Origin of the sequence: Selenihalanaerobacter shriftii, from assembly GCF_900167185.1 — a bacterium.
GTDB classification, from domain to species: Bacteria; Bacillota; Halanaerobiia; order Halobacteroidales; family Acetohalobiaceae; genus Selenihalanaerobacter; species Selenihalanaerobacter shriftii.
Map to the genome: position 1 here is coordinate 83,592 of NZ_FUWM01000003.1, position 26,235 is coordinate 109,826.

General features: G+C 31.6%; 29 protein-coding genes, 1 pseudogene and 1 other annotated feature. Of the genes and pseudogenes, 3 read left to right on the forward strand and 27 right to left on the reverse strand.

Going from position 1 to position 26,235, the window contains the following annotated elements; genetic code table 11:
- Positions 1-3 precede the first annotated feature (3 nt).
- Positions 4-390, reverse strand: coding sequence for a carboxymuconolactone decarboxylase family protein (locus B5D41_RS00340; RefSeq protein WP_078808609.1), 387 nt, complete (start codon positions 388-390; stop codon positions 4-6).
- Positions 391-550: 160 nt separating this feature from the next.
- Positions 551-946 (reverse strand): DUF302 domain-containing protein, encoded by a 396-nt coding sequence (locus B5D41_RS00345; RefSeq protein WP_078808610.1) that lies wholly within the window; start codon positions 944-946, stop codon positions 551-553.
- A 229-nt stretch (positions 947-1,175) separates the two neighbouring features.
- Here B5D41_RS00345 and B5D41_RS00350 point away from each other — a divergent pair, with 229 nt between their 5' ends.
- Positions 1,176-1,778, forward strand: coding sequence for a DUF2680 domain-containing protein (locus B5D41_RS00350; RefSeq protein WP_078808611.1), 603 nt, complete (start codon positions 1,176-1,178; stop codon positions 1,776-1,778).
- Positions 1,779-1,940: 162 nt separating this feature from the next.
- Positions 1,941-2,528, forward strand: a complete 588-nt coding sequence (locus B5D41_RS00355) for a hypothetical protein (RefSeq protein ID WP_078808612.1) — start codon at positions 1,941-1,943, stop codon at positions 2,526-2,528.
- Positions 2,529-2,532: 4 nt separating this feature from the next.
- Here the strand turns inward: B5D41_RS00355 and B5D41_RS00360 are convergent, their stop codons facing one another.
- From B5D41_RS00360 to B5D41_RS00445, 19 genes and pseudogenes are all read right to left on the reverse strand, one after another.
- Positions 2,533-3,258: an HAD family hydrolase gene (locus B5D41_RS00360; RefSeq protein WP_234983852.1), complete on the reverse strand. Its 726-nt coding sequence runs from the start codon at positions 3,256-3,258 to the stop codon at positions 2,533-2,535.
- A 147-nt stretch (positions 3,259-3,405) separates the two neighbouring features.
- Positions 3,406-4,017, reverse strand: coding sequence for a manganese catalase family protein (locus B5D41_RS00365; protein ID WP_078808613.1), 612 nt, complete (start codon positions 4,015-4,017; stop codon positions 3,406-3,408).
- Positions 4,018-4,034: 17 nt separating this feature from the next.
- On the reverse strand, positions 4,035-4,322 hold the full coding sequence (locus B5D41_RS00370) for a spore coat protein CotJB (RefSeq protein ID WP_078808614.1): 288 nt from the start codon (positions 4,320-4,322) through the stop codon (positions 4,035-4,037).
- Between the two features lie 24 nt (positions 4,323-4,346).
- A complete protein-coding gene (locus B5D41_RS00375; RefSeq protein ID WP_078808615.1) occupies positions 4,347-4,523 on the reverse strand; it encodes a spore coat associated protein CotJA in 177 nt (58 codons plus the stop codon).
- 105 nt (positions 4,524-4,628) lie between these two features.
- A complete protein-coding gene (locus B5D41_RS00380) occupies positions 4,629-6,485 on the reverse strand; it encodes an ABC-F family ATP-binding cassette domain-containing protein (RefSeq protein ID WP_078808616.1) in 1,857 nt (618 codons plus the stop codon).
- Between the two features lie 266 nt (positions 6,486-6,751).
- Positions 6,752-9,094 (reverse strand): xanthine dehydrogenase family protein molybdopterin-binding subunit, encoded by a 2,343-nt coding sequence (locus B5D41_RS00385; protein ID WP_078808617.1) that lies wholly within the window; start codon positions 9,092-9,094, stop codon positions 6,752-6,754.
- Between the two features lie 3 nt (positions 9,095-9,097).
- Positions 9,098-9,580: a (2Fe-2S)-binding protein gene (locus B5D41_RS00390; RefSeq protein WP_078808618.1), complete on the reverse strand. Its 483-nt coding sequence runs from the start codon at positions 9,578-9,580 to the stop codon at positions 9,098-9,100.
- A gap of 14 nt (positions 9,581-9,594) precedes the next feature.
- Positions 9,595-10,437: an FAD binding domain-containing protein gene (locus tag B5D41_RS00395; RefSeq protein WP_078808619.1), complete on the reverse strand. Its 843-nt coding sequence runs from the start codon at positions 10,435-10,437 to the stop codon at positions 9,595-9,597.
- 495 nt (positions 10,438-10,932) lie between these two features.
- Positions 10,933-11,922, reverse strand: coding sequence for a DUF6263 family protein (locus tag B5D41_RS00400; protein WP_078808620.1), 990 nt, complete (start codon positions 11,920-11,922; stop codon positions 10,933-10,935).
- A gap of 234 nt (positions 11,923-12,156) precedes the next feature.
- Positions 12,157-13,005: a protease HtpX gene (htpX, locus tag B5D41_RS00405; RefSeq protein WP_078808621.1), complete on the reverse strand. Its 849-nt coding sequence runs from the start codon at positions 13,003-13,005 to the stop codon at positions 12,157-12,159.
- A gap of 365 nt (positions 13,006-13,370) precedes the next feature.
- Entirely contained in the window at positions 13,371-13,655 is a 285-nt protein-coding gene (locus B5D41_RS00410; protein ID WP_078808622.1) for a helix-turn-helix transcriptional regulator, read from the reverse strand.
- Positions 13,656-14,189: 534 nt separating this feature from the next.
- A pseudogene (locus B5D41_RS14200) lies at positions 14,190-14,372 on the reverse strand (IS3-like element ISHahy4 family transposase); the annotation flags it as partial.
- A gap of 252 nt (positions 14,373-14,624) precedes the next feature.
- On the reverse strand, positions 14,625-15,203 hold the full coding sequence (locus tag B5D41_RS00420) for a nitroreductase family protein (protein WP_078808624.1): 579 nt from the start codon (positions 15,201-15,203) through the stop codon (positions 14,625-14,627).
- Positions 15,204-15,297: 94 nt separating this feature from the next.
- Positions 15,298-15,444: a hypothetical protein gene (locus B5D41_RS14050; protein ID WP_159442860.1), complete on the reverse strand. Its 147-nt coding sequence runs from the start codon at positions 15,442-15,444 to the stop codon at positions 15,298-15,300.
- 118 nt (positions 15,445-15,562) lie between these two features.
- Complete coding sequence (locus B5D41_RS00425; protein ID WP_078808625.1) at positions 15,563-16,696, reverse strand: aldo/keto reductase; 1,134 nt, start codon at positions 16,694-16,696, stop codon at positions 15,563-15,565.
- Positions 16,697-16,954: 258 nt separating this feature from the next.
- Entirely contained in the window at positions 16,955-17,272 is a 318-nt protein-coding gene (locus B5D41_RS00430; RefSeq protein ID WP_078808806.1) for a cupin domain-containing protein, read from the reverse strand.
- Positions 17,273-17,298: 26 nt separating this feature from the next.
- Positions 17,299-17,862, reverse strand: coding sequence for a TetR/AcrR family transcriptional regulator (locus tag B5D41_RS00435; protein WP_078808626.1), 564 nt, complete (start codon positions 17,860-17,862; stop codon positions 17,299-17,301).
- A 123-nt stretch (positions 17,863-17,985) separates the two neighbouring features.
- A complete protein-coding gene (locus B5D41_RS00440) occupies positions 17,986-18,606 on the reverse strand; it encodes a class I SAM-dependent methyltransferase (protein WP_078808627.1) in 621 nt (206 codons plus the stop codon).
- Between the two features lie 81 nt (positions 18,607-18,687).
- Positions 18,688-19,038, reverse strand: a complete 351-nt coding sequence (locus tag B5D41_RS00445; RefSeq protein WP_078808628.1) for a four-helix bundle copper-binding protein — start codon at positions 19,036-19,038, stop codon at positions 18,688-18,690.
- A gap of 189 nt (positions 19,039-19,227) precedes the next feature.
- Here B5D41_RS00445 and B5D41_RS14205 point away from each other — a divergent pair, with 189 nt between their 5' ends.
- Positions 19,228-19,557, forward strand: a complete 330-nt coding sequence (locus B5D41_RS14205; RefSeq protein ID WP_200806385.1) for a hypothetical protein — start codon at positions 19,228-19,230, stop codon at positions 19,555-19,557.
- 83 nt (positions 19,558-19,640) lie between these two features.
- Here the strand turns inward: B5D41_RS14205 and B5D41_RS00455 are convergent, their stop codons facing one another.
- The 6 genes from B5D41_RS00455 to B5D41_RS00480 form a co-directional block, all read right to left on the reverse strand.
- Positions 19,641-20,432, reverse strand: coding sequence for a YdcF family protein (locus B5D41_RS00455; RefSeq protein WP_078808629.1), 792 nt, complete (start codon positions 20,430-20,432; stop codon positions 19,641-19,643).
- A 157-nt stretch (positions 20,433-20,589) separates the two neighbouring features.
- Complete coding sequence (gene ileS, locus B5D41_RS00460) at positions 20,590-23,376, reverse strand: isoleucine--tRNA ligase (RefSeq protein ID WP_078808630.1); 2,787 nt, start codon at positions 23,374-23,376, stop codon at positions 20,590-20,592.
- Positions 23,377-23,446: 70 nt separating this feature from the next.
- Positions 23,447-23,682 (reverse strand) — a binding site (T-box leader).
- Between the two features lie 101 nt (positions 23,683-23,783).
- A complete protein-coding gene (locus B5D41_RS00465) occupies positions 23,784-24,488 on the reverse strand; it encodes a 5'-methylthioadenosine/adenosylhomocysteine nucleosidase (RefSeq protein WP_078808807.1) in 705 nt (234 codons plus the stop codon).
- A 30-nt stretch (positions 24,489-24,518) separates the two neighbouring features.
- Positions 24,519-25,094 carry a DivIVA domain-containing protein gene (locus B5D41_RS00470; protein ID WP_078808631.1) on the reverse strand — a complete coding sequence of 192 codons (576 nt, stop codon included), beginning with the start codon at positions 25,092-25,094 and terminating at the stop codon, positions 24,519-24,521.
- A 30-nt stretch (positions 25,095-25,124) separates the two neighbouring features.
- On the reverse strand, positions 25,125-25,913 hold the full coding sequence (locus B5D41_RS00475) for a YlmH family RNA-binding protein (RefSeq protein WP_078808632.1): 789 nt from the start codon (positions 25,911-25,913) through the stop codon (positions 25,125-25,127).
- Positions 25,914-25,941: 28 nt separating this feature from the next.
- A complete protein-coding gene (locus B5D41_RS00480; protein WP_078808633.1) occupies positions 25,942-26,226 on the reverse strand; it encodes a YggT family protein in 285 nt (94 codons plus the stop codon).
- Between the last annotated feature and the right edge of the window lie 9 nt (positions 26,227-26,235).

Here is a 26,235-nt window from a genome sequence, read left to right on the forward strand (position 1 = left end):
CCTTTACTCTTTTGATTTGTTTTTTAAAAGTTTATCCATGAATGATAAAATTGGAGCTATTTTAACTAAAGTAGGTGCTCCTCTTAACCACACAACCTGTCGCAGCACTTCAATTATTTCTTCTTTAGTAGCACCATATTTTATTGCTTTTTGCAATTCTAGTTTAGCTCTAGCTTCATGGTCACCAAAAACAGCTGAAGATATTGCGATTAAGTATTTGTATTTTAATGGAATCACTTCATCGCGCCAAACGATATGATGGTAATCTGAAATAATCTTTTGAAAATCTTCACCTAAAACCTCTCCAGTCATCACACCTGGAGGAATAAATCCTATCTCTTCTTTAAAACTTTCTTTCATTTTTTCACGGTCAAAGCTTTCTTTATCCATGTTAATTCCTCCTACTTAAACTTCTTTAATTTATTCTTTGCTTTTCCCATAACTACTATTCAATAAAAAACCATACTTTAAAATTTTAAGGTATAGTTTCATGAGGCTTATATTTACCAAGTATGAGAAATACTAACTCCATCATATGTTTTTATATAACTTAGATTTTCTCTATTACTCCTTTTAAATGTTCACTCACTTGATTAGCAACTTTCAATAATTTCTCATTACCAGCAATATTTAAAGCCTTTTCAGGATTTATACTAGATACAACTACGTCACTAGTCTCTTTTTCATAAACAATTACATTACAAGGTAATAGTAATCCTAATTCCTCTTCTAACTTTAATGCTTCATAAGCAAAATTGGGATTACATGCTCCTAAAATCATATACTTTTTAAAATTTTTTCCTAATTTTTTCTTTAAAGTAGCTTTTACATCAACCTCTGTTAAAACTCCAAATCCTTCTTCTTTTAGTGCACTTTTTGTTTTCTCTAATGCTTCTTCATAACTATAATCTACTACTTTATTAAAGTCATAATGTCCTATGTTCATCTTTTCTCCTCCTTAAGATTATTTCGATTATATTTTATCCCAAAAATCCTCTAATTTATTAAATTAATCTTTTCCAATATTCACTATTAATCTTACTTCAAAGTTAATTTAAGTAATTCTAACATTAATTTGAATATTGCCCTGTTTTTTATTGATGATTAAAAACATAATCATCTTAGCAAATATAGATACTAAATTTATAGATATTAATATAGAAAGGAGGAAAAATATGAAACAGACTAAAAAAATATTGACTCTACTTGTGCTCAGCCTTACCTTTATTTATTTAGTTACTATTTTTAGTGGATGTTCAAATAAGAATCAAGCTCAAGTAGTCCCAGATACTAAAGAAGAAAATAATGTAGCAAAGGCAAATCAAAATGACTGGCTAGAAAAAAGATATCAATTTCAAAAGAATTATATTCAAAAACAATTAAAGAGAGATTTAATTACTGAACGACAGGCTGAATATATGTTAGAAAGATTAAATGCAATGAAAAATTATTATGAAGAGATAGATGATAATCTACCTCAAAAAAATTACCAATTCCAAAAAGATTATATTGAAAAACAATTAGAAAAAGGATTAATCACAAAAGCTCAAGCAGATTATATGCTTGCCCAATTAGACACCATGAAAGATTGTTTTGAAGAATACGGGCAAAGTTGTAACTCCGGCATGTTTGGAATGATGTCTGGCTTTAGTCCAATGATGCATGGGCCAGGAATGATGAATGGTTATGGATGGGGGTCTCAAGGTAACCAAAATTTTGGTCCCAATATGATGCAAGGAAGTCAAGGATTTGGTCCTGGTATGATGCGAGGAAGATAATCATCTAAAGTAAAAGGCCATTCCAATATTGGAATGGCCTTTTACTTTAGTTATTTTCTATTTATGCCAAATATATTATTTAACCAAAAATGCAGGATAGAATTAGTTTAATATAGAATGTTATTCATAGTAGAGTAACTTAGCAAGCAAGGAGTTGTCATAATGAAGAAATATTTAATAATCATTTTAATTATTTTAATTATTAGCCTATTGATAGGTTGTAATAGAGTATGTAACTTTAACCAATCAAAATTTTTGGAAATGAAGAAAAAAGAATTTGATATTTCTAAATTCTCTAATCCTGATAAAATAGCTATTAATCAACGAATGAACAAGTATTTACTAACTAATATTACAGAGAATCCTAAAACTTTACACACTTTATTTGTACCTAATCAACCTATTTCAATCTCGGTTCATGGAGTCAGTCCTGTCTTTATTCTCATTAATAAACAGCTTAAGATAGCTGGTACATATGATAATAGAGATGAATGTGTAAAAGAGGCAAAAAAGAATTGGCAATATGTAGACACTAAAATAAATAAAATTTTAAATAGAAGCATTTCAATTTCCGGCAATTCAGCTACTTTAACAGGCGAACTATGTGCAGAATCTTACATAGATAAATCTGCTCTTGTCGGTACTGTTACTGCATTAGGTACTGTTAAAGTTAAATTCTTAAAGTTGAATGAAGAATGGTATATTCGTGCAATAGATATTAACATGGCAGGCTGTCAGATAAGTAGTTAATGCACTAAAATTTATCTTTAACAAGTGATTTTAAATTCACCATACTTCCCTGCCAGTCTGGTTCAAATTGCTCTTTACTTTCACGATTAATAAGAAAATCATTAATTAAGAAAGTAGTCACCCCTAATTTGCCTACCACCATATCTTCTTGCACATCATTCCCTATCATTATACAATTTTGTGGAGACGTGTTAACCTTGTCCATTATCTCTTGATAATACTTTAAATTCGGTTTAGAATAATGCATATTTTCATAACTAGTTACTAAATCAAAATCATCAGGGTTTAATCCTACCCATCTCATCCGTTCTACCACAGCTTCCCTAGGAAATAAAGGATTAGTAGCTATAACCATTCGATATCCTAAATCTTTAAATAATTTCACTAATTCAGAAGAAATATTATTCAATTCCCAGTTTTCTTTTAAAAGCGGAAATTTTTCTCTATAAAATTGATCAAAGCGCCCAATAATCTCAGTTTTATCATCTATTTCCACCTGTGGAATGAATGCTTCCATAAACACCTCTTGATTAAGTTTTTCTCCATTATTATTAATCATTTCTCCAGTAGCCTTCATTAACATATTTATGAATTCATTTGGATTAGCTACATCCATAAATTCCTTAGTCAATGCTTGAAAATAATTTTCTAAAAAAACGTCTAATTCAATTGGTAGTAATGTGCCATCTAAATCAAACAAGACTGTGTCACGCCCTTTTATTAAGTCCAATACTTTATTCACTCCTCTACATTTATATTTATTATACTATTCTTCACTGCTTCATTAATTTCCTGCAAAATAAAAAAGACTGGATTACTCCAGTAAATTTTCTATGTAGTAGAACCCCGCTCTAAGCAGGATTCTAATATTTAATTGTTAATCATACTTACGTCTATTATTATGATGATTATGATTATATTCATCACCATGTTTCTCCATATAATCTCTTACAATATCTAACGTCTCACCAAATCGCTGGAAATGAACTACCTCTCGTTCTCTTAAGAAACTAAGAGCATCAATTACCCCTGGATCATTAGTAAGATTAATTAGATTTTCATAAGTGGCTCTTGCTTTCTGTTCAGCCGCCATATCTTCGTGTAAATTAGCAATTGGATCTTGATGTGACTGTAAATAAGCAACAGTGAACGGTACTCCTGCAGCATCATGAGGGAATAACGCTCGACCGTGTTGAGCATAATGAGCACCTAACCCCGCTTCTTGTAAAGTCTCAACTGGTACTCCTTGAGTTAATTTATAGATTAAAGTAGCAATAATCTCCCAATGTGCTAATTCTTCAGTACCTATATCTGTTAATACTGCTTTAGCTTCATCAGTAGGCATGGTATATCTTTGAGTTAAATACCGAATCCCTGCTGCTAATTCACTATCTGGACCTCCATATTGAGCATAAAGCATACCTGCTATTTCCAAATCATTACCGGATACTTCCACCGGATATTGAAGCATTTTTTCATAAACCCACATATATTTTTTCCTCCTTTTTAGTAACTATAATCAATCTGCCATGGCCATGGAGTAGAAATATATTCCCATAAAGGTCCACATTCCTCAGCACATTCCCATGGCTTTTGAGTCGGATGATAAGCAACAATTGGACCATACTCTCGTTGATATTCCATCTTTAAATCTCTTAATTGATTTGCATACTTATTATGATCTTCTAATGCTTCCCTACTCTGTGGATGAGTGTCAAGAAATAATACAAGCTCATGCACAGTAAATTGTAACTCCATAATTTCTATTAACATGTGAAGCTGTTCTCGAGTCATACTTTCACCTCCTTATTTAAAATTCTAATATCTTTTTCTTTGATAAGGGAAATATAAGTCTGGAAAGAGTGTTCCTCTTTCTAAAGCCTCCTCAGGATAAAAAATTTCATCATACATCTGATAAGGAACATACGCCTGAGCTAATCTAGAATCATGTGAATAACTTAGCTTTAAATTCTTGTTTTTATTTTTATTGCGCATTAACTTCACCTCCATTGACAATTTAATACATTTTATGAACTAGCTAGATAATCTGTGCATAAAAAATAGCCCTCACACCAAATTAAGGCATGAGGGCTAAAATACTTAGACACTTTCTTCCCATAAATTATAATATTTTTTTAATTTTTCTTTTGTCTCTTCATACTCCTGTGATAATTTAGCTAACTCTTCTTCATCATTATATAATTCTTGATTATTAAACTTTAATTCTAATTCTTCAACCTTGTCTTCTAATTCTATAATCTCTACTTCTAATTCTTCTATATCTAATCTTTGATTCTTTTCATCTTGCTTATCCTTCTTTTCATTCGTTTTTTTCATAACAGTTTCTTTTTTAGCTTCTATATTTTCTTTATACTCTTGACGATAATCTGAGTAGGACCCTATATACTCTACTAAAGTATCATCTTGAAATGCATAAACTTTATTGATTAATCTATCTAAAAAATAACGATCATGAGAAATAACTAAAATAGTCCCCTGGTACTCTTGTAAAGCTTTCTCTAAAATCTCTTTTGACTTAATATCTAAATGATTTGTCGGCTCATCTAATAATAATAAATTATAATCTTGTAATGATAATTTTGCTAAGACTAACCTTGCCTTTTCTCCTCCACTTAAAGTCGAAATCTTCTTAAACACATCATCACCTTTGAATAAAAACCGAGCTAATACGTCTCGGGCTTGACTTTTAGTAACATCTTTAATCTTTTGCATCTCTTGTATTAAATTATATCCTAAAGTTAATTCATCTTGTTCCTGATCATAATAACCAACCTTTACTTTAGCGCCGAATCCAATCTCACCACAATCTGATTCTTCCTTATCAATTAACAATTTAAAAAGTGTAGACTTTCCCGTGCCATTTGGCCCAACTAAAGCAACTTTTTCTCGACGATATAACCTAAAATTAATATCTGAAAATATTACTTCATCATCATAAGATTTAGTCAAACCTTCTACTTTAAGAACATCCTCCCCACTAGTAGTCTCTAAATTGAATTCAATTTTTGGAATATGTAAACTAGGAGGAGGAGGAATTATTTCCATACGATTTAATTGCTTTTGGCGACCACGAGCTTGTTTTGCATCTACTCCAGCTTTATTCTTTCTAATATAATCTTTCATTTTCTTAATCTTTTTTTGCTGCTTTTCATATTCACGTTTCCAAGTTAATAATTTACGTGGTTTCTCTTCTAAATAAAATGAATAATTACCGGCATATTTCTCTAATCTACCCTTCTCTAGTTCCCAGATTCGATCAACTACTTCATCTAAAAAATAACGATCATGAGAAATAACTATAATTGCACCTGGATAACTATTTAAATAATCTTCTAACCATTCTTTAGCTTGTAAATCAAGATGATTCGTAGGCTCATCTAAAAGCAAAAGGTTTGGCTTTTGTAATAATAATTTAGCTAATGCTACCCTAGTTTTTTGACCTCCACTGAAATTAATTATCTTTTCTTCAAAATCATTTTCTGTAAACCCAAGTCCTCGTAGTACTCCTTTAATCTGACTTTCATATTGGTATCCATTTCTTTCTTCATATTCCTGGCGTAGTCTACTATATTTCTTCATTATCTTATCTAAATCATTACCGTTAACTTGACTCATTTTAGATTCTAATTCTTTTATTCTTTCTTCTAATTTAAATAATCCTTGATAAACACTCAACATTTCTTGATAAAGAGTAATATTTACTTCTAAATCAGCATTTTGAGCTAAATAACCTATCTCTAAATCATTACTAGTTAAAATTTCGCCATCATCTAAATATTCTCTATCACTAAAAATTTTAATTAATGTAGATTTCCCTGTACCATTCTTTCCAATTAAGCCTATCTTATCATCTTTTTGAATTTGTAAGGAGATATTGCGAAAAATTTCTTCTTCGGGATAGACCTTTGTTGCGTTTCTTAATTGTAATAAAGCCACTTTTATTCCTCCTGATTTTAACACTGTGAAATAAACTAGTTATTTTTTTATTTTAAGATTTTTATTTAATCTTCTAATATAGCTTATCATCTATTAAGTATATTGTTAAGTACAGAACGTAAAATTAAAGCTTATAATTTATTTAAGCATTAATTTTAGTATACCTGTAAAATATTTTTTAAAGACATAAAAATAAAGGAGACCATTAATGGCCTCCTTTAAGATCATTCTTGCATTTTATTATCAAATTTGAATATTATTGATAATTATTCTTCTGTAGAAGCTACTTGTTCTGTAGCGGCAGCCACTTCGCCTTCAGTATTATTCTTCTCCTTTATGGCTGCTAATAATTTTTCTGGAGTAATAGGTAATTCTTTTATTCTAACTCCAACAGCATCATAGATTGCATTAGCAATTGCTGGAGCAGTAGCGACTAAACCAGATTCTCCAACACTTTTAGCGCCAAAAGCACCTGTTTCAGAAGCAGCTTCTACTACAATTGGATCCATATCTGGCATATCCACTGATGTCAATACTTTATAATCAGAGAAATTAGCATTCATTGGATGACCATCATCTGAATACTGCATATCTTCTGTTAATGCATAACCCATACCCTGTTGAATTGCTCCTTCAATCTGCCCTTCAACAGATGGTGGGTGAATGGCAACACCAGTATCATGAGCAGCTACAAAATCTAACACATCTACTTTACCAGTCTCCACATCGACTTCTACTTCAGTAAACTGCACTGCATATACCGGTGGGTTTCCTGGCGGTTCAGTACTAGCTATACCCATGATTTGATGACCATGTTCTCCAAAGTGAGCTTCAAAAGAAACCTCCTCAATCGATAATGATCTTTCTGGATCTTCTTTAAGATACACATGACCATCTCCAGTTTCTAATTCTTCTGGAGAGCAGTCCATCATTTTACTAGCCATTTCTAATAGGCCATCTTTAGCGTCTTTAGCTGCTTGTTCAACAGCATATCCTCCAGAATAAATCTGTCTACTGGCATGACTTCCAATCTCAAATGGAGCTGTGTCAGTATCCGCATCTTGAGTTATAACTACATCTTCAAATTTAACCCCTAAAGTTTCTGCACAAATTTGACTTAACGCTGTAGCTGATCCAGTTCCTATATCAGAACAAGCATAAGTTAAGTTTACTGAACCATCTTCATTAACCTTTATTATTGCTGAAGAGTTTTCATGTAATTCAGGTTTAGCTCCACTTACATGCATCATATAACCAAAACCGACCCCGCGGCGCTTAGTTCCTTCTTCTTTTTTCTCTTTATTCTTCTTTTCTTCCCAACCGATTCTTTTAGTAGCTTTTTCAATACACTCTTCTAAACCACAACTTTCAATCGGCATCTTACTCCATAACCAAGTTTCTCCCTCACATGGATGATTCTTTAATCGAATTTCTATTGGATCTAACCCTAGTTCTTCAGCAATCTCATCAACTTGTGATTCAACTGCAAAAGCAACTTGTGGATTACCATATCCTCTAAATGCACCAGCTGGTGGAGTATTAGTATGAACTGTATAGCCATCAAGTTGAATATTCGGCGACTTATACATTCCAACAAACCAACCACCTAAAACAGCAGTTAAAGATGGACCATGAGTAACATAGGCACCTGTATCAACTAATGCCTTCATATATCTAGCTGTAAATGTTCCATCTTTCTTAATACCAGTCTTTAAAGTCATAGTAGCTGGATGTCTAGATTCTGTATAGAAAGACTCTTCTCGATCATATGTTACTCTAACAGGTTGTCCAGTCTTTTTAGCTAACAGGCCTGCAATTGGTTCATTAACCAAGCCTAATCTACTACCAAATCCTCCACCTACATAAGGTTTTACAATCTGAACATCCCGAATAGGCATATCTAAACTCCGAGCAGTAATCTTTCTAACTAAATGTGGCATCTGTGTAGAAGTTGTAATCTTAATCCGTCCATTAATATCTGGTTCTGCTAAAGCAGCACTACACGGTTCCATTGAAGCTTGAAAAGCTTTCTGAGTTTTATAAGTGCCTTCAAAAATGTAATCTGCTTCATCAAATCCTTCTTCCATATCTCCAATAACAGCTGGAATCTTACCACAGATATTACCATCAATATGTTCTTTAGGTCCATCATGTTCATGAATTAATAATTCTTTATTCTTAAAAGCCTCTTCAGCACTTAAAATAGTCGGTAAAGGCTCATACTCTACTTCTATTAACTCTAATGCTTCTTGAGCTGTTTCTTCATCAACAGCTGCTACCCCAGCAATCGGATCACCGACAAATCTAGCTTTATCACTAAAGATATATTGATCTTCTATTAAGATTGCTGCTTCTGATGGAGGAAACGCTGCAAAGTTGAATGGTACCTTTGGTGTGTCCTTATATGTTAAAACTGCTTTAACTCCAGATAACCTTTCAGCCTTTGAAGTATCAATATTAAGAATTTTGGCATGGGCATAAGGACTACGTAAAACTTTACCGATTAACATTCCCCTTGCATACATATCACCAACATATCTTGCTTCTCCAGTAGCTTTAGCTTTAGCATCAACTTTAACTTCATTCTTACCAATAGTAGTATAATTCATCTCTTACATCCCCTCCTCTCGTAAATACTCACTAGCTTGTAGAATTGCTTCTACTATCTTTTCGTATCCTGTGCATCTACATAAATTACCAGAAATAGCCTGACGTACTTCCGTTTCAGTTGGCTCTAAATTATTATTTAATAGCGACTTTGCTGTTAGAATCATACCTGGTGTGCAAAATCCACACTGAATAGCTCCAATTTCTACAAAAGCTTGTTGGATCGGATGTAATTCTCCATCATCACCTTTAAGTCCCTCAATAGTCTCTATATCTTTTCCTGAAGCATCTATAGCTAAAATCATACAAGAACTGACCGGTTTTCCGTTCATTAAGACTGTACATGCACCACAATCTCCTTCATCACAGCCTTTTTTGGTTCCGGTTAATTTGAATTCATCACGAATTAAATCAAGAAGAGTCATATTAACAGACACTTCTGCTTCTACCTTCTCTCCATTTAAAGTAAATTGTATCTGCATCTTCATTATCTACTACCCCCTTATATTGAATTAGCTGAAATGATAGCACGTTTAACTAAAACTTGTATTACATCTTTACGGTACCAATCTGTAGAACGTTGATCTGTAATTGGAGATACTATATCCTCTAATACCTGACTTAAACGCTCAAGATTATTCTCATTAATCTCAGTAAACCAATCTAAACCATTTAAAAAGACTGGTGTTGGTCCTACTGCTCCCATGGCAATCTTCAAATCAGATATTTCTCCATCTTTATTTAAATAACTGACTGCACAGTTGATAATTGCAATCTCATGAGCTTTTCGTTTTCCTTCTTTAAGAAAATGACTTTTTAAGTCTTGATCAGGCTCTGGTACTATGATAGAAACTACTATTTCTCCTGGCTTTAATTTTGTCTTTCCAGGGCCTGCAAAGAAATCTTTAAGTTCAACCAAGCGCTCGCCATCTTTAGATTTAATCTTTATTCGTGCATCATAAACCAATAGTGCTGGAGTAAGATCGGCAGCAGGTGAGGCATTACAGATATTACCTACTACTGTTGCTAAATTTCTAATCAAGGGAGAACTATGCTTAGCACAACTTTCTACTAACGCAGGATACTTTTCTTTAACAATATCATTCTTAATTAAATCAGCTATCTTTACTAAAGCTCCTATTTCCATTCCTTTTTCATTAAATTCAAGAAAATTTAATTCTCTAACTTTCTTTAAATTAATTACATTTTCAGGTGTTGAATTACTTCTTTTCCACCTAACCAATAAATCTGTTCCACCTGCTAATAATCTATAATCATCTTGTTCTTCTATAAAACCTAAAGTCTCCTCTATTGTTGTTGGCTGATATAAATCAAACTTCTTCAATGAATTCCCCTCCCTTATTATTAATAATATTAAATACTTATATAAGTAACCTAACTTTTACCAGCTACCCCTCCTTTTTTTACACTCATAATATTCATAATATTAAGATTAATTGTGGTGCTAATTCTTACCTGGAATAACTCTTTTAACATCATTTTACTTACAATATTCGCCATGTTTTCATGTTGTTATTATTTATTTCTCTATAATAGATTTTTTTCCTGCATTCTCCCTTGAATTATCTAAAAATTTTAAACATTTATTATTATCTTATAAGGATTGTATTTTTTTCTTATATTTATTCCATAGTAATTTTTATCCTATTTTGAGCAAGATTAATCACCTCCTAAACCTCATATAATTCAAAAGCTCCTAATCTATAGATTAGGAGCTTTTAATTAGCTAACTATTCTTCACAGAACTCATCCATAATCTTTTTATTCTTTACGATAAGTTTAGGAGTCTCTAAATTATCCTTTATCTTTAGTTTTTATTTTACCAAAAACGTATTTTATTTATGATTTTTTGGAAGGCACTAGGTGCAGTATATTCTCCTACTAGTTTACCATCGGTAGTCATCTCAATCTTTACTGGTAATTTAAAGTCTTGATTTTTCATACCAACTGAAATCTTACCTGATATACTTTGATTAAAAGTTGCTACATCTATCCAATTATATTCGCGATCTAAAATTATCTCTCCAGTTTGATTACCATTAAAATTAGAAGCTAATTCCATACCTTCTTGTTTAAATTCTATATTCCCTACATCAATATTACTATTTGAATCAATAATTATTTTATCATCTTTAACATCCTTTAAAGTATAACTAGTAATAATTGTTATATCTAATGGATCTGTCATCTTAAATTTATTTTCCCAACTTTCACCTATACTTACAGAATGATCAGGAAGATACCCCATAGGTTGCTTCCAATTTCTTTTTATGAAATTTTTATTGATAATTCGCTTAAGAACTTTTTCTTTCATTGTATTATCTTCCATGTCAGATAATATTTCTTCAACTAACTTTTCATACCCTTCTATATTAATTATATTACCCTTATTAGATACTGTAATAGTGATTTTTTTATTCAAAAAAGCCTTTGATATCTTTTTCATTTCATTATTAAGTTTCTGATTTAATTCCTGGCTATTTATTCCTTGTGAACCATTCTGAATATTCTTTATTTGTAAATCCATCTTAGTATACTTCATAACTAAATTATAATTATTTTTTGAATCTATATCTTTAACTTTAAGAGTATATCCTATATCAAAAGTTTGTTCCATAGCCATATTTTTACCTAACATTTGCTGATTAACCTTTTGATAGATTGAAGAGTTTAATTTATATTCTACTCCTTTTTCAAACTTAACCCCTAAGTCATACTTTCGTTCTACCTTCTTAGCAATCGTTGCATAAGAAAGAGTTATTGTTAATGCCAAAACTAAAATAAGACATATTATTTTTTTGTTTTTCATTCTTAATCCCCTCACCTTCTAAAATTTAATAAAAATTTCCCCCTTACTCCTTATAACAATATAAACTCATTTATAAATAATACTAATATATAGACCTACCACCTCCAACACTAATTAGATAAATTTTACAATTAATGTCTCTACTATATTATTACTAGATAACTTGTCCTACTCCTTGCTTTAAATTATAAAATATAACAAAAAACTCCTGCTAAAAACACAGGAGTATAAGAATTAATTCTTCAATTTTTCTATTCTTCTTTCTAAAGATGGATGAGTAGAAAAAATATCGAAAAACTTACGCGGTGAACTTACTTTTAGGGAAGCATAAGATTGTTGTAACTTTGGGGGTTGCTTTGTGTCTTGGGCTAATAACTTCAAAGCATGAATCATAGACTGACCACCTATTAATTTTGCTGCAGATTTATCAGCTTCAAATTCTCTATGACGAGAAAAGAGTTTAACTATTAAACTGCCTACAAAAGTTAAAATTAAAGTTGCTATGAATCTAGCAATAGTTATTAATAAGTAACTTAAGAAGCTGGCTTCATCCGAAAATAAACTTACCCAACCAAAAATTCTTAAAGGTAACGTAATTATTAATACAATTGTATTAACTACTGCTTGAATTAAAGTCATTGTTACCATATCACCATTAGCAATATGGGAAATTTCATGTGCTGCTACACCATGAACTCCTTCGTAATCCATATTTTCTAATAAAGCTGTACTAAAAGCAACCATAGAACTACTCTTTCTCATCCCAGTAGCAAATGCATTCATATCTGGACTATCATAAATTCCTATTTCTGGCATTTGTGATAAGTTAGCTTTATTACTTAATTCAGTAACTAACTCATATAAATCTTTTTCTAATTCTGAACTAAAATTTTGTGGATCAATTATGTATACACCATGTGCTTTCTTAGCTAACCATTTAGAAAAAAATAAAGAAACAAATGCACCCGCACTACCAAGCAAAGGAATAATAATAAATCCTGGGGTAAAGCCTTGTAATACAATACTCATGGTAGCAATTATCCCTGCATTAACTGCAAAGAAGAATCCTAATCGTTTTTTCATGTTATCCTCTCTCTTTCCTAGTATGTTTTTTGCTGCAACTTAACTCTATATCTTAAAAATAATTAACCATAGGTTATGAATCTCCTTCTTTTTTAATGAATTTATTAATTTAGAATAATGTTTTATTCACTAGCATTATTTTCAACTAGTTTTACTAAGATTTCTTTTATCTGTTGTTCTTTCTAATGCTTTATTAAAATTAAACTAATGCTTTATTAAAATTAAATTCTAACTTTTTATATTTTTTCTTGTTCATATTAAAACTTCGCTTTATAAATTTTATATCATTTTTAAAAACAAAAGTCCCTAATTAAAGGGACTTAGCTACTAAACCTGTACGATTTTTCTATCTTCATTTTTATTTCTTATCTTTCTTCATTCAAAGTAGCTGCTGCTTCTTGTAATGGGCTTTTAATAGCTTCTTTAAAAGCTTCATAAAGTTCATTACTACTATCTTCTTCAATATTTTCAGTTAGTACATGTAATATTCTAATGAAAGTCTTTAGTTCCGGATTAAAGTTATCACTACTTTCTAATTTAGAGATAGCTGATTGAGTAGTATCAAGCTTTTCTGCTAGTTTTGTTTGTGATAATCCAGCTCTAACTCTTGTTTTTATGATTAATTTTTGTAATTCCCGCAGTGGTCGCATTTTCTCATAGTATTCTTTTTCTTCTTCAGTTTTAAATAATCTTCATACTCAAAATATACTACTCTATATTGATTATTTTTATAATTTACTCTAACTACTGAGAAATTCTTATTAATACTTAGCTCATTGATTAGAAGAAATATAAGTAATTTAGTATGACTTAATCTTTCAATTTCAATCTTTGTTATAGTACCTAGTTACTATCTCTCAAATTAAAAAATCCCAGTTTCCAAACGTTTATAACCAGCCTTGAATTGTAGGCTGGATATTGGAATGTTGATTATAACGCACAAAAAAAATAAGCCCATTATCTGGGCTCATAAGTTTTAATCCTTGTTTTAGAACTCTGCTCCTAGCTTTCAATCCTTGTTTTAGTGGAATGTTGATTATATACCTTAATTACTACCGGTGCAGCAGTTAGCAGTGATGCTAGTTTCAATCCTTGTTTTAGTGGATTGGTGATTATCGGTCCAACCCCTAAATATGGAAAATATGTTTGTTAAGCTCACTCATTCTTAGTTTCTCATTTTTCTTTTAGGCTAGTACTGGTTCAACAACTATTTTTTCTGCTTTAGCCATTTCATAAAATCTTGCTGGTGGCATATCATTAAGACAGCCATGACGGTATCTGTTATTATAATAATTCATATTTGCTGACTTTTTATAGGCATCATTGATTGAATAACTATCTTTTTCTAGAACTAAATGATGGGATTCTCTTTTGTCCTGTTGATTGTATAAATGCTCTATTTTTACGCGATCTTCATAACTTAGATGTCTACCTTTTTCTCTTTTTGTGTTACAATTATTTTGACACATATTCTGTACCTTCCTAATGTTTTTGTGGTTATTAACACTATACAAAAGGTACAGGTATGTGTCTATTTTTTTATTAAATCACCGCGTGCATTTAATTATACAATTTATCTTTCAGCAGGAAAATTTTCTGGATGTTTTAGAAATACTAACTTAAAATCCAAACCATTCAGTTTTTTCTTTTGGATCCTGACGCTCTTTTACAGGAGGATCCATATCAGGAATCCCAATCGGTATAATTCCAGCTATTTCTTCTGATTCAGATAAATTGAGCAGATTTTTTACTCTATCACTGTGGGCTACATGTCCAGCTATCCAGACAGTACCAAGGTCCTCATCAGCAGCAGTTAACATTAAATTTTGAACTGCAGCAGAAGCAGCCATTAAGGATTCTTCATCTGCTATCGGATCATCTTCAGTTTCATAACTTACAATTATGTGGACTGGTGCTCCTCCAAAATCCTTTGCATATTCAAGCATAGGCTGCTTTTTCTCCTCTGGAATATAGGAAGCATTAGGAATATGTTCTTTTGCATAGCTGTAAAACTCGTCACAGATTCCATCCACAACCTCTCCCTTTGCAACATAAAACTTCCAGGGCTGACTGTTACCATCAGAAGGAGCCCAATTTGCTCCCTCAATAATTTTTTCAAGTTTATCCTTAGCCGGTACCTCATCTTTATAATTTCTAATACTTCTTCTGTTTTTTACAACATCAAATAATTCGCTCATTTAATATCACCTCATATAAATTATTTATTAATAAATGTTAATAAATTTAAATGGCTTTGTCAAGTATTTGTTTTTATTTCACCCCTTTCAAAAATCAATTTCCATATAACGGGATTTTATTTACTTTGGGATTCCACTGAAAGACTCTTAAGACTTCCTGCATAGTTTTAGCAAAACGCTCATCATAGCCTAATCCTCTAAAACTTAAACGGCAGACTAAATGATGTCCTCGTAGCTTCATAAAAGCCCCAACTCTCCTTTTAAATATAAGGATATCATCACTAATTCGAGATAAATGTCAGTGTCAGATAAAAAGAAATGCTATTGGCTCCACTGACACTGACCCTAACCACTAATAACTAACTATTAAAATACTCATCTACATCCACTAACGCTTCAGATATTGGTATCCCCTGTGGGCATAATTCTTCACATTTAGTACAGCTCACACAAGCACTAGCTCTTTGATCATCTTTAATTCGTTTATACTCTTTACGTTTCTCTTCAAATAAATCAAAAGCATGGGCTTCATTGTATAAAGAAAAGATCCGTGGAATACTAACTTTAGTAGGACATGGAATACAATAACCACAGCCTGTACAACTAACTGGTGATAATTCCTTATACTTTTTGGCTAATTTTTTAACTAACTCTATTTCTTCTTCAGTTAGTTTATTAATTTCTGATTTATTAGCACTCTCTATATTCTCTTTAACATGGCTTAACTCACTCATTCCACTTAAAACCATAGTCACCTCTGGCTGATTCCATAACCATTGTAGCGCCCAATCAGCAGATGTTCTTTTAGTTTCAGCTTGGTCAAATATACTTTGAATATCTTCTGGCATCTCTCCTGCTAAACTACCGCCTCTTAACGGTTCCATAACTATTACCGGAATATCCTTAGAATCTGCATATTTCAAACCTTTCTTTCCAGCCTGAAACTCTGTATCAATATAATTATACTGAATCTGACAGAAATCCCAATCATAAGCATCAATAATCTCTTCAAATAGCTCATAATCATCATGAAAAGAAAATCCAATATAATCTATCTTTCCTTCATCTCTTACCTTTTCTAACCACTCAAAAATATCAACATCTAATTGCTTATAGTTATCCCAAAACTTTCTATTTAAAGTATGTAGAAGATAAAAGTCAATCTTATCGACATTTAACTTTTCTAACTGTTTATCTAAATACTCATCTAAATCTGCCTTGCTTTTTATCATCCAGGAAGGTAATTTTGTAGCAACCTTTACTTTTTCTCGATATCCATCTTGTAAAGCTTTACCAACTAAGTTCTCACTCTCTCCTCCATGATAAGGCCAAGCAGTATCAACATAATTAATACCCTGGTCAATCCCATATCGGATCATCTCAATAGCCTTCTCTTCATCAATATCTCCTTCATCACCCTGGGGGAGCCGCATTGTACCAAAACCTAATGCTGAAACCTCCCAATCTAATCCTTTAAAGTTTCTATACTTCATCTTTAGTCCTCCTTTAGTCTTTATAATTTAGAATAAATGATTAATTCATATTTTTTATACCACCTGCATTATTTCTTCATAATTAGTATATACAATATAATTACTAGAGACAACAAAAATCTATAATTTTTTCTTTTCTATTAAATTCTATCTTAATAATGAAATTATCAAGATTCGAGGAATAAATTTAAAAAAATAAAATAGTAGGTGGTCAATTGACCACCTACTAGAATTAATCTCACATATTATTATTTCCATTTACAAACTAGGCGTCTTAACATTCAAGACTACAAACCGCTCATTTTGATCTGCTTTAAGTGACATCTTAGTATTTGGAGGACATGGTATTATATCTTTTGCTTCTACTACTTTCTCATCATCCCCAATCTGTAATCTTCCTTTACCTTCTACGATATAAAAGAAAACATTAACCGGTACTGAATGCTCTGGTACTTCATCTCCCGACTCTAAAACTAAATTCATAATCTGTGCATCTTCATGTTTTAAAACTTTTTTAGCCGTAATTCCTCTCTTATTTGTCTTACCCTCAATTTCATCCATCTTAATAATTTCCATCATTAATCCTCTCCTTTTTGTTAATATTAAATTAGTCCTGACCAAATAAAATTAAATAATTCTTCTTTAGCCATCTCAAAATCATAATCATCCTGATTTTCGACTGCTTGAATAGCTACCCCTCTAATTGCATGAAAGATAGCATTAGCAATTAATTGTGGATTAATTGCTTTAATCTCCCCTTTATCTATTGCTTCATTTAATATCTTAGCTAACAATTGTGGTAAATTATTTATAAAATTATCCACAGATTCTAAACTATATTTGCTAGGTAATCTGCTTTCTTGAACTAAAACTGTCGCTTCATTAGGGTTAGCTTGTAATGCAGTAAAGTGATTATCTAAAAAGATCCTTAACTTTTCTTTAAGCGATATCTCCTCCTTATTCAGCCTATCTAATAACTTAGTTCTCTTTTTAAATTCTACTTTAAAAATATAATTTAAAATCTCTTTTTTATTACCGAAATAATTATAAATAGTGCCTACTGCTACTCCTGCTTCATCAGCAATCATCTGCACTGTTGTATTATGATATCCTTCTTGAGCAATAACTTTTGCAGCATTTTTACGAATTAATTCCTGCTTAGTCACTATTACATCTCCTTTTTGAATGAATACTCATTCATTTAATGATAAATATTAAAATTATCTTAATTAAATAATATATTAAGCCATCTTAAATCTCTATGATATAAATCACAAACTAATTATATTTTATTCTGGTTGAGCAGTAATTAACTTAACTAAAGAAGACGCTACATCTTCCACTTCAATTATCTTTAAACCAGCCTCTTTAATATTGTCAACAGTTCTCCGGTTAATATTGGCTCCCCACAATGTAACTGGAATTGGGTTTATTAAATCCATAAATTTACCTAAGATTAAATTTTCACTACGAACATGTTCTAACATAACTACTCTTCCTTCTGGTTTACAAACTCGCTTAATCTCCTTTAATCCTTTAATCGGGTCAGGAACTGAACAAAAAACACAAGTAGTAACTATAGTATCAAAAGTATCATTAGCAAAATCCATATTCTGTGCATCCATTTCAATTAAATCTACTTTCACATCAGTTTGATCTGCTCTTTCTCTTGCCTTTTCTAACATCTTTTCACTAAAATCTATCCCTACTACTTCTACTCTCTCTGGATAATATTCAATATTCTTGCCAGTTCCTATCCCTACTTCTAAAAGCTTTCCCTCTGTTTTATTAAAGACTAATTCTCTTAAACTTCCCTGGGCTAACATTTCCATAGGTGCTTCTAGAATATCATAAACCCTTGCTACTCGATTATAACGTTTTTTAATTTTCTCTGTATCAGTATTACTCATATTATCCTCCCCTAATACTTCTATGAATAATATAGACGCCATGCTTATATAGATAAAGTCATGGCGCCAATTTAATTTATATTACTTTGCTATCATCTTACGGCACTCTTCAGCACATTGTCTACAAATATCAGCACATTCTTGACAATGGGCATCATCGAACTTATCACATTCATCAGCACATGCTTCACAAATTTCTGCACATAATTCACAAACTTCTTTAGCATATCTACTATTTCCTGCCATATACTTAGAAGCTAAACCACAAATCCCAATACAATCTAAAAGCAAACTCATACACTCTACTCGCTTATCTACATCTGGTGAATTCATACACGCATCTAAGCAGAATTCACATTCATTCATACACTTATTACAAATTTCTAAACAATTTTGATACTTCTCCATATGGGTTCCTGCTTTGGCAGACATCTTACCACTCCTTATTAATTTTATTTATTCTTTCGATATTAGTATTAGAAGAATAAGATAATCTATACATAAACTTAGTAAGGAGTTACCCTAAGCCTTCTAGTTAATTTAAGGAATTTTTGTAACACTATAATAACCAAACCCATAATATATAATAAAATAACTTTAAAAATTAAAGGAGGAAGAAAGATGCCTTTTGAAGATCAATTGTTAGAACAAATCGGTGATTATGTAGCAGTAATTATCACAGCAGGCGGTGGATGTTGTCGTCACGAAGGAATCCTGTGTTCAGTTATGGCTGACTTTATTACATTAATCAATAATAATGTACGAGTAGAAATTCCTATAGAAAGCATTGCTGCTGTACGTAAATTAGCCGGAGGAGCACCTATTGAAGAAGTTGGTACCTTATCGATTGAAACACCTGTAGGATCTGAAATTAATGAAGAGGTTAATGAAGAAAACACTTCTGAAGATGAAGACACTATCTTTGATTTTGATAACGAACTTGACTTTTAATACCTAATTAAAATTATATTTAAATAATAAAAATCAGATGGTTAACCATCTGATTTTTAGTTGCTCTATAATAAGTATATGTTTCATATTAAATACCAGAGTAATCCAACCCATTCATGTAAAGCGGTTAATGAGTTATCTAAAGACTCTTTATTAGGGAGAAAATCTAATATACTAATATCTCTATCTAAAATATAGTCCGCAGGAGCAGGTTTTAGTTCGGATTTCCAATTCTTTTTAAATGAATACATAGATCGTTTCATATGAGTTGCACTAGTAACAAGTATTATTTTTTCATAATCTAAATCTTTTAATAAAGCCGAAGTATTTACTGCATTTTGCCAAGTGTTTTTGGACTCATTTTCAGTAATAATTTGGTTATCAGCTACTCCCCAATCTTTTAATACTTTTTTCATAGTTTCAGCTACTGAACCACTTTTAGCACCTGGTACAACTCCACCACTAACAACTAACTTTAAACCTGTCTTTTTATGTAACCTCCAACCAGAATATAGCCGTTTTAAGGTTGTCCTACCAATTTGCATACCATTAGGAGTTCCTCTAATGACTCCTCCACCTAATACAACTATTGCACTCTTGAGATCAACTTTAGTTTTCACTTTTGATACTGATAAAGGTGCAAAATTATCCTCTAATGGCTTAACTAAGATTAATTCTCCTGGATAAGAGCTTAAAATATACATTAAGAGAAATAATATTATTAACCAATTACAAATACACTTTTGTCTTGATTTCCGAAAACAATACTTCTTATTATTAGTTTTGTATAATACAAATATAATCCCAATCAATATTAAAAATAATCCTGGGGGAAGCAATAACTTAGACAGCATTTTAACTACAAATAGCATCATATCTTTCCCTTCCTCTTATTAATATATTTTGAATTCATAATTAATATTTCTATTTACTGCCTTATTTCCCCTTGCTATTTTCAGATTTTTAATAAAAAAACCTTATCTGCTGTAAATTTATTACAACAGATAAGGTTTAATTCAATTTAAATTTAATTTATAACTTATTAACTACTTCTAAACAATCAGCACAAATGTTAGCATGTTCATCATCATTACCAACACTTTCTCTATACTTCCAACAACGTTCGCATTTCTCACCTGGTGCAGGTTTAACTACTACTTTAATAGCTGTCTCCTCTCCAGAATAAGCATCCTCTCCAACATCATCTTCTGGTTGATATAAATCAACTTTAGAAATAATAAAGAGATCCGATAAATTATCAAATTGACTTAGAAAATCATAAAGATTTTCAGATGGATAAATTTCCACAGCTGCATCTAAAGAATGACCTACTACTTTATCTTCTCTGGCCACCTCTAAAGCTTTAGAAACATCTTTTCTAACTGCCAATAATCTATCCCATTTATTCTCTAATTCCTCATCTAAATAACCTTCTTTTACTTCTGGCCAATCTGCTAAGAAAATACTCTCTGTTTCTCTACTTACTTCTGGCAAATGCTGCCAAGCTTCTTCAGCTGTATGAACCAACACTGGTGCTAGAACCTTAACTAACGTCGTTAAGATTTCATACATAACTGTTTGAGCTGCTAGTCGTTTTTTAGAATTAGTTGGAGATGTATATAATCTATCTTTTAATACATCTAAATAGAATGAACTCATCTCTATAGCACAGAAATTGTGTACCTTATGATATAATTTGTGATACTCATACTCATTATAAGCAACAGTAACTTCTGCCACCAATTGTTGTAATTTATGCAATACCCACTTATCAATTTCAAGTAATTCTTCATAATCAATTGAATCTTCATTAGGATCAAAATCTTGTAAGTTTCCTAATATATATCTAAATGTATTTCTAATTCTTCGATATACTTCAGAACTCTGCTTTAAGATTTTATCAGAAATCCTCACATCCTCTTTGAAATTAGAAGATGCAACCCATAATCTCAAAATATCAGCACCATATTGATCAATTACTTCATGTGGAGAAACTACATTCCCTACTGACTTAGACATCTTCTTACCTTTAGCATCAACAGTAAATCCATTAGTAACTACTGCTTTATAAGGAGCCTCTCCTTTATAAGCAATCGATGTTAATAATGAAGAATTAAACCATCCTCGATATTGGTCTGTTCCTTCTAAATATAAATCCGCAGGTCTTTCTAATTCATCATAATTCTCTAATACTGCTGAGTGACTGGCACCAGAATCGAACCAAACATCCATGATATCAGACTCTTTTTCAAATTCAGCTGCTCCACATTCACCACATTCAAATCCTTCTGGTAGAATCTCTGCTGCTGATTTCTCAAACCACGCATTCGACCCTTCATTAGCAAATAAATCTCTAACAGTATTTAATGTTTCTTCCGTAGCAATTGACTCACCACATTCCATACAATAAAAAATTGGAATCGGCACTCCCCAAACCTTCTGTCTAGAAATACACCAATCTGTACGATCAGCAATCATATTAGAAATTCTTTCTTCTCCCCAGCTAGGATACCATTTAACATTCTTAACAGCTTCTAAAGCTTTATCTTTGATGGCTTCTACAGATGCAAACCACTGTTCAGTAGCTCTAAAGATAACTGGGCTCTTACATCTCCAACAATGAGGGTAAGAATGATCAATAAAGCTTAAACTCATCAATAAATCATCTTCTTTTAACATATCAGTTACTTTTATATTAGCATCATCATAATACATACCAGCAAATGGTCCAGCTTCATCAGTAAATACTCCATCATTATCCATAGGAGCAAAAACTGGAATATCATTCTCTTTTCCAACTATATAGTCTTCATGACCATGACCAGGCGCTGTATGAACACAACCAGTACCTTGTTCTAATGTAACATGATCACCTAAAATAAGTGGTGATTCTCTATCAAAGAAAGGATGTTTAGTAACTAACCCTTCTAACTCGTCACCTTTTGTTTCTTCTATAACTTCATATTCATCAATGCCTACAATCTCCATTACCTCTTCTAATAAATCTTTAGCAAGAACTAATAAGTCACCCTCAGCTTCAACTACTACATATTCAAAATCCGAATGAACACTAATGGCCATATTAGAAGGAATTGTCCATGGAGTTGTAGTCCAAATAACTACATAACTTCTTTCTGATGTTAATTCCGTATCTCCAATAGTCATTGAATCTTTAACTGGAAATTTAACATAGATAGAAGGACCTCTTGAGTCTTCATGCTCCACTTCAGCTTCAGCTAAAGCAGTTCCACAATCTGGACACCAATGAACCGGCTTTAATCCTTTATATAAATAACCTTTCTTAATCATCTCTCCAAATACTTCAATCTGTTTAGCTTCATATTCTGGCTTAAGAGTAATATAAGGATTATCCCAATCACCCCATACACCTAATCGCTTAAATTGATCCTTTTGACGATCCACATATTTTAATGCGTAATCTTCACATTCTTCCCGTAATTCTGCTATACTTAATTCTTTTCTTTTCTCACCTAATTCCTTGGTTACCTGATGCTCAATAGGTAACCCATGAGTATCCCAACCAGGAATATAAGGAGATTGATACCCCTGCAAAGTTTTATAACGAGTTACAATATCCTTTAAAATTTTATTTAACGCATGACCAATATGAATGTCTCCATTGGCATATGGTGGCCCATCATGAAGAATAAACTTTTCATCATCTTCTCTGTTTTTAAGTGCTTCTTCATAAATTTCATTTTTATTCCAGAATTCCTGGAAATCTTCTTCTCTTTCAGATAGATTAGCTCTCATAGGAAATTCAGTCTGTGGTAAATTTAATGTTTCTTTATAATCCATTAATTTTTGCACCTCCATTTGATATAAACTTAAAATAAAATATACTAAACTTAAAAAAATCCTTGCCCCGGTCAGGGGCAAGGATTAACTTGCGGTACCACCCTATTTAAAAATACTAATTATAAAAAAGAATTAATATTTTTATCTCTAAAACAAATAACGGCTGCAACCGGTTAAACCTTACTAATGATTTCAGGTTAACTACTAAGAGATGATATTCAATAATATCTTAGCCACTAGGCTTTCACTATCCCTAACTCGCTAAAGACTTCAGCATTATCTACTCTTCTCTATTATCGTAATTAAAACTATTTCTAATTTTTGATATCATTTTACAGTCTATCTAATATTGTATTATAATATAATATACATTCTCCGTCAAGACTAATTAGCATATTTCTCTTTTATTAAATATTATTCAACATTTCCTCAACTATCTGGTAAGATCTATCAGCAGCAACTTTCATAAATGTAGGATAATCAACATCAGCACTTCCATCAGCCTTATCAGACATAGACCTAATAACGACAAATGGAGTATCATTTAAGAAACATGCCTGTCCTACAGCAGCCCCTTCCATTTCAGCACAATATCCTTTAAATTTTTCTCGTAACCAATTTACCTTTTCAACGGAAGCAATAAATTGATCTCCTGATAAAACTCTTCCTTTTATTACTTTAATATCTTCCCCAGATTCCTTCACTTTTTCTCCAGCTTCCTTAGCTAATTCAACTAATTCCTCATCAGCTTTAAATATGATTTTATCCATTTCTGGCACTTCACCTAATTCATAATCTAAAGGAGTAGCATCAAGATCATGTTGAATAGTATCTATAGATATAACAATATCTCCTACATCTAATTTCTCATCTACCGCCCCTGCTACTCCTGTAAAGATAACTTTATCTACTCCAAATCTATCTATCAAAATTTGTGCACAAAGAGCTGCATTTACTTTGCCAACTCCGCTTCTAACTAAAACTACTTCCTTATCATTTAAATTACCTTCATAAAATTTTATATTGGCTTGCTTAACTTCCGATTTTAACTCTAAATCTTCTTTTAATAATTCAATTTCTACATCCATAGCCCCAATGATTCCTAACTTCATCCTCATCACACTCCACCAAACTATTTTTATTTATTCCCCATCATTCTCTTCACTAACCGTTATTTCATCTTTACTAGTTTCCATTTCATCTCTTTCTTCTAACATAGTTAAATACGTATTTAATAAAGTTTTAAATTTAATAGCAAATAACTGTTCACTTTCTACCAAATTTTTATATTCTCTTTTCTTTTCTTGAACTTCTTTTTCAGATTCCTCTATTACCTTATCAGCCTTTACTTCTGCTTTTTCAATAATCAATTTAGCTTCTGCTTCTGCTTGCTCTTTTATATTAACTGCTCGTTCTTGAGCATTTTTAATTATCGCTTCTGCTTCTTGTTTTGCAGTTTGTTGCTGATTATCAGCTGTAGCATTCACAGTATCTATGGTCTTATTTAAAGTCTTTTCTCTATCTTTATAATCCTTCAGCCTTGCTTTTAAATCTGCTACCTGCTTACATAATTCTTCATTATCTATATATAATCTTTCGTAACATTCACCAACAATATCCAAAAAATCATCAACTTCTTCAACACTATAAGACCACATAGAAAAAGTCTTATTAAATTCTTTATTATAAACCTCTAATGGCGTTAATAAATCTTCCATTTATAGCCCCCTCCTACTAATTAAATTTAATCAAATATATCGTTTTAAAACTAATTTAATCCTTCCTTTACGTGACTTCCCTAATCTTTTATCTATCTCTACTCTACCTCGACCACGAATAGAGATAATATCATCTATATCTACTATTTTAGCTGAATCATTTTCTACTTTCCAATTTAATTTCACATTTCCTGCTTTAATCTCTTTAGCCATCTTAGAACGAGAAGTTGTAAAACCAGAACTAGCAACTGAATCTAACCTTAAGGAAGCTACAGTACTTTTAATCTTTTTTATTCGTTCCGGAGCTACCTCTAATCGTTCTTGACTAATTTCTTCAATATCTACTGGTACTCTATGAACTTTATCTAATTGTAAAGTCAAATATTCTTTAATTTCTTCAGCCACAATAGCTTGACATTTATTACTACCAATCACTAAATCTCCAACCATTTCTCTCTTAATTCCTGTTCCTAAAATAGCACCTAAAAAATCACGATGGCTAACGGATTCAAATTTAAAATTACCTTTAATCTCTAAAACCGCTAACGGTTCTTCGACTAGTTCTAACATATAATAATCTGGCATTAAACCAATTCTTTTTCGTTCTGCCTGTTTAAATTTTCCGTACTCCCGATATTTCAAATCATAAATTTGATCTAAAATAGGATTTAATAGACTTCGTTGATAAGGATTTAAGAAATTAGTAAACGTCGGTTCATGTCTCTTTAGTGCCAACTCTACTTTATCTAAAGTACTAGCTATCGTTAGTTCTTCTTCCTCATCTTCAACATGTGACATGAGTTTTTCACGATCAAACAAATTCTCCCCTCCTAAAGTTCAACTAAAATTAATATAGCAATGCTCTACTTAAAATTCTAATTAAAGAACTATGAATAATCCCTAAGGCAATAAAAGCAATTATAGGAGATAAATCAATCCCTAAACTACTAGTTGGTAACATTCTTCTAATTGGTCCTAATACAGGTTCAGTCCAATTATAAATAAATCTTAAAATCTTGCGCATATTAGCATGATGTGTAGGGGGTTGTACCCAAGAAGATATAACCCTAGCAATTAAGATCCAATTATAAAAAGTAAAAGCCATATCAATCAATCTAATTAACCAGTGCATCTATCTCAC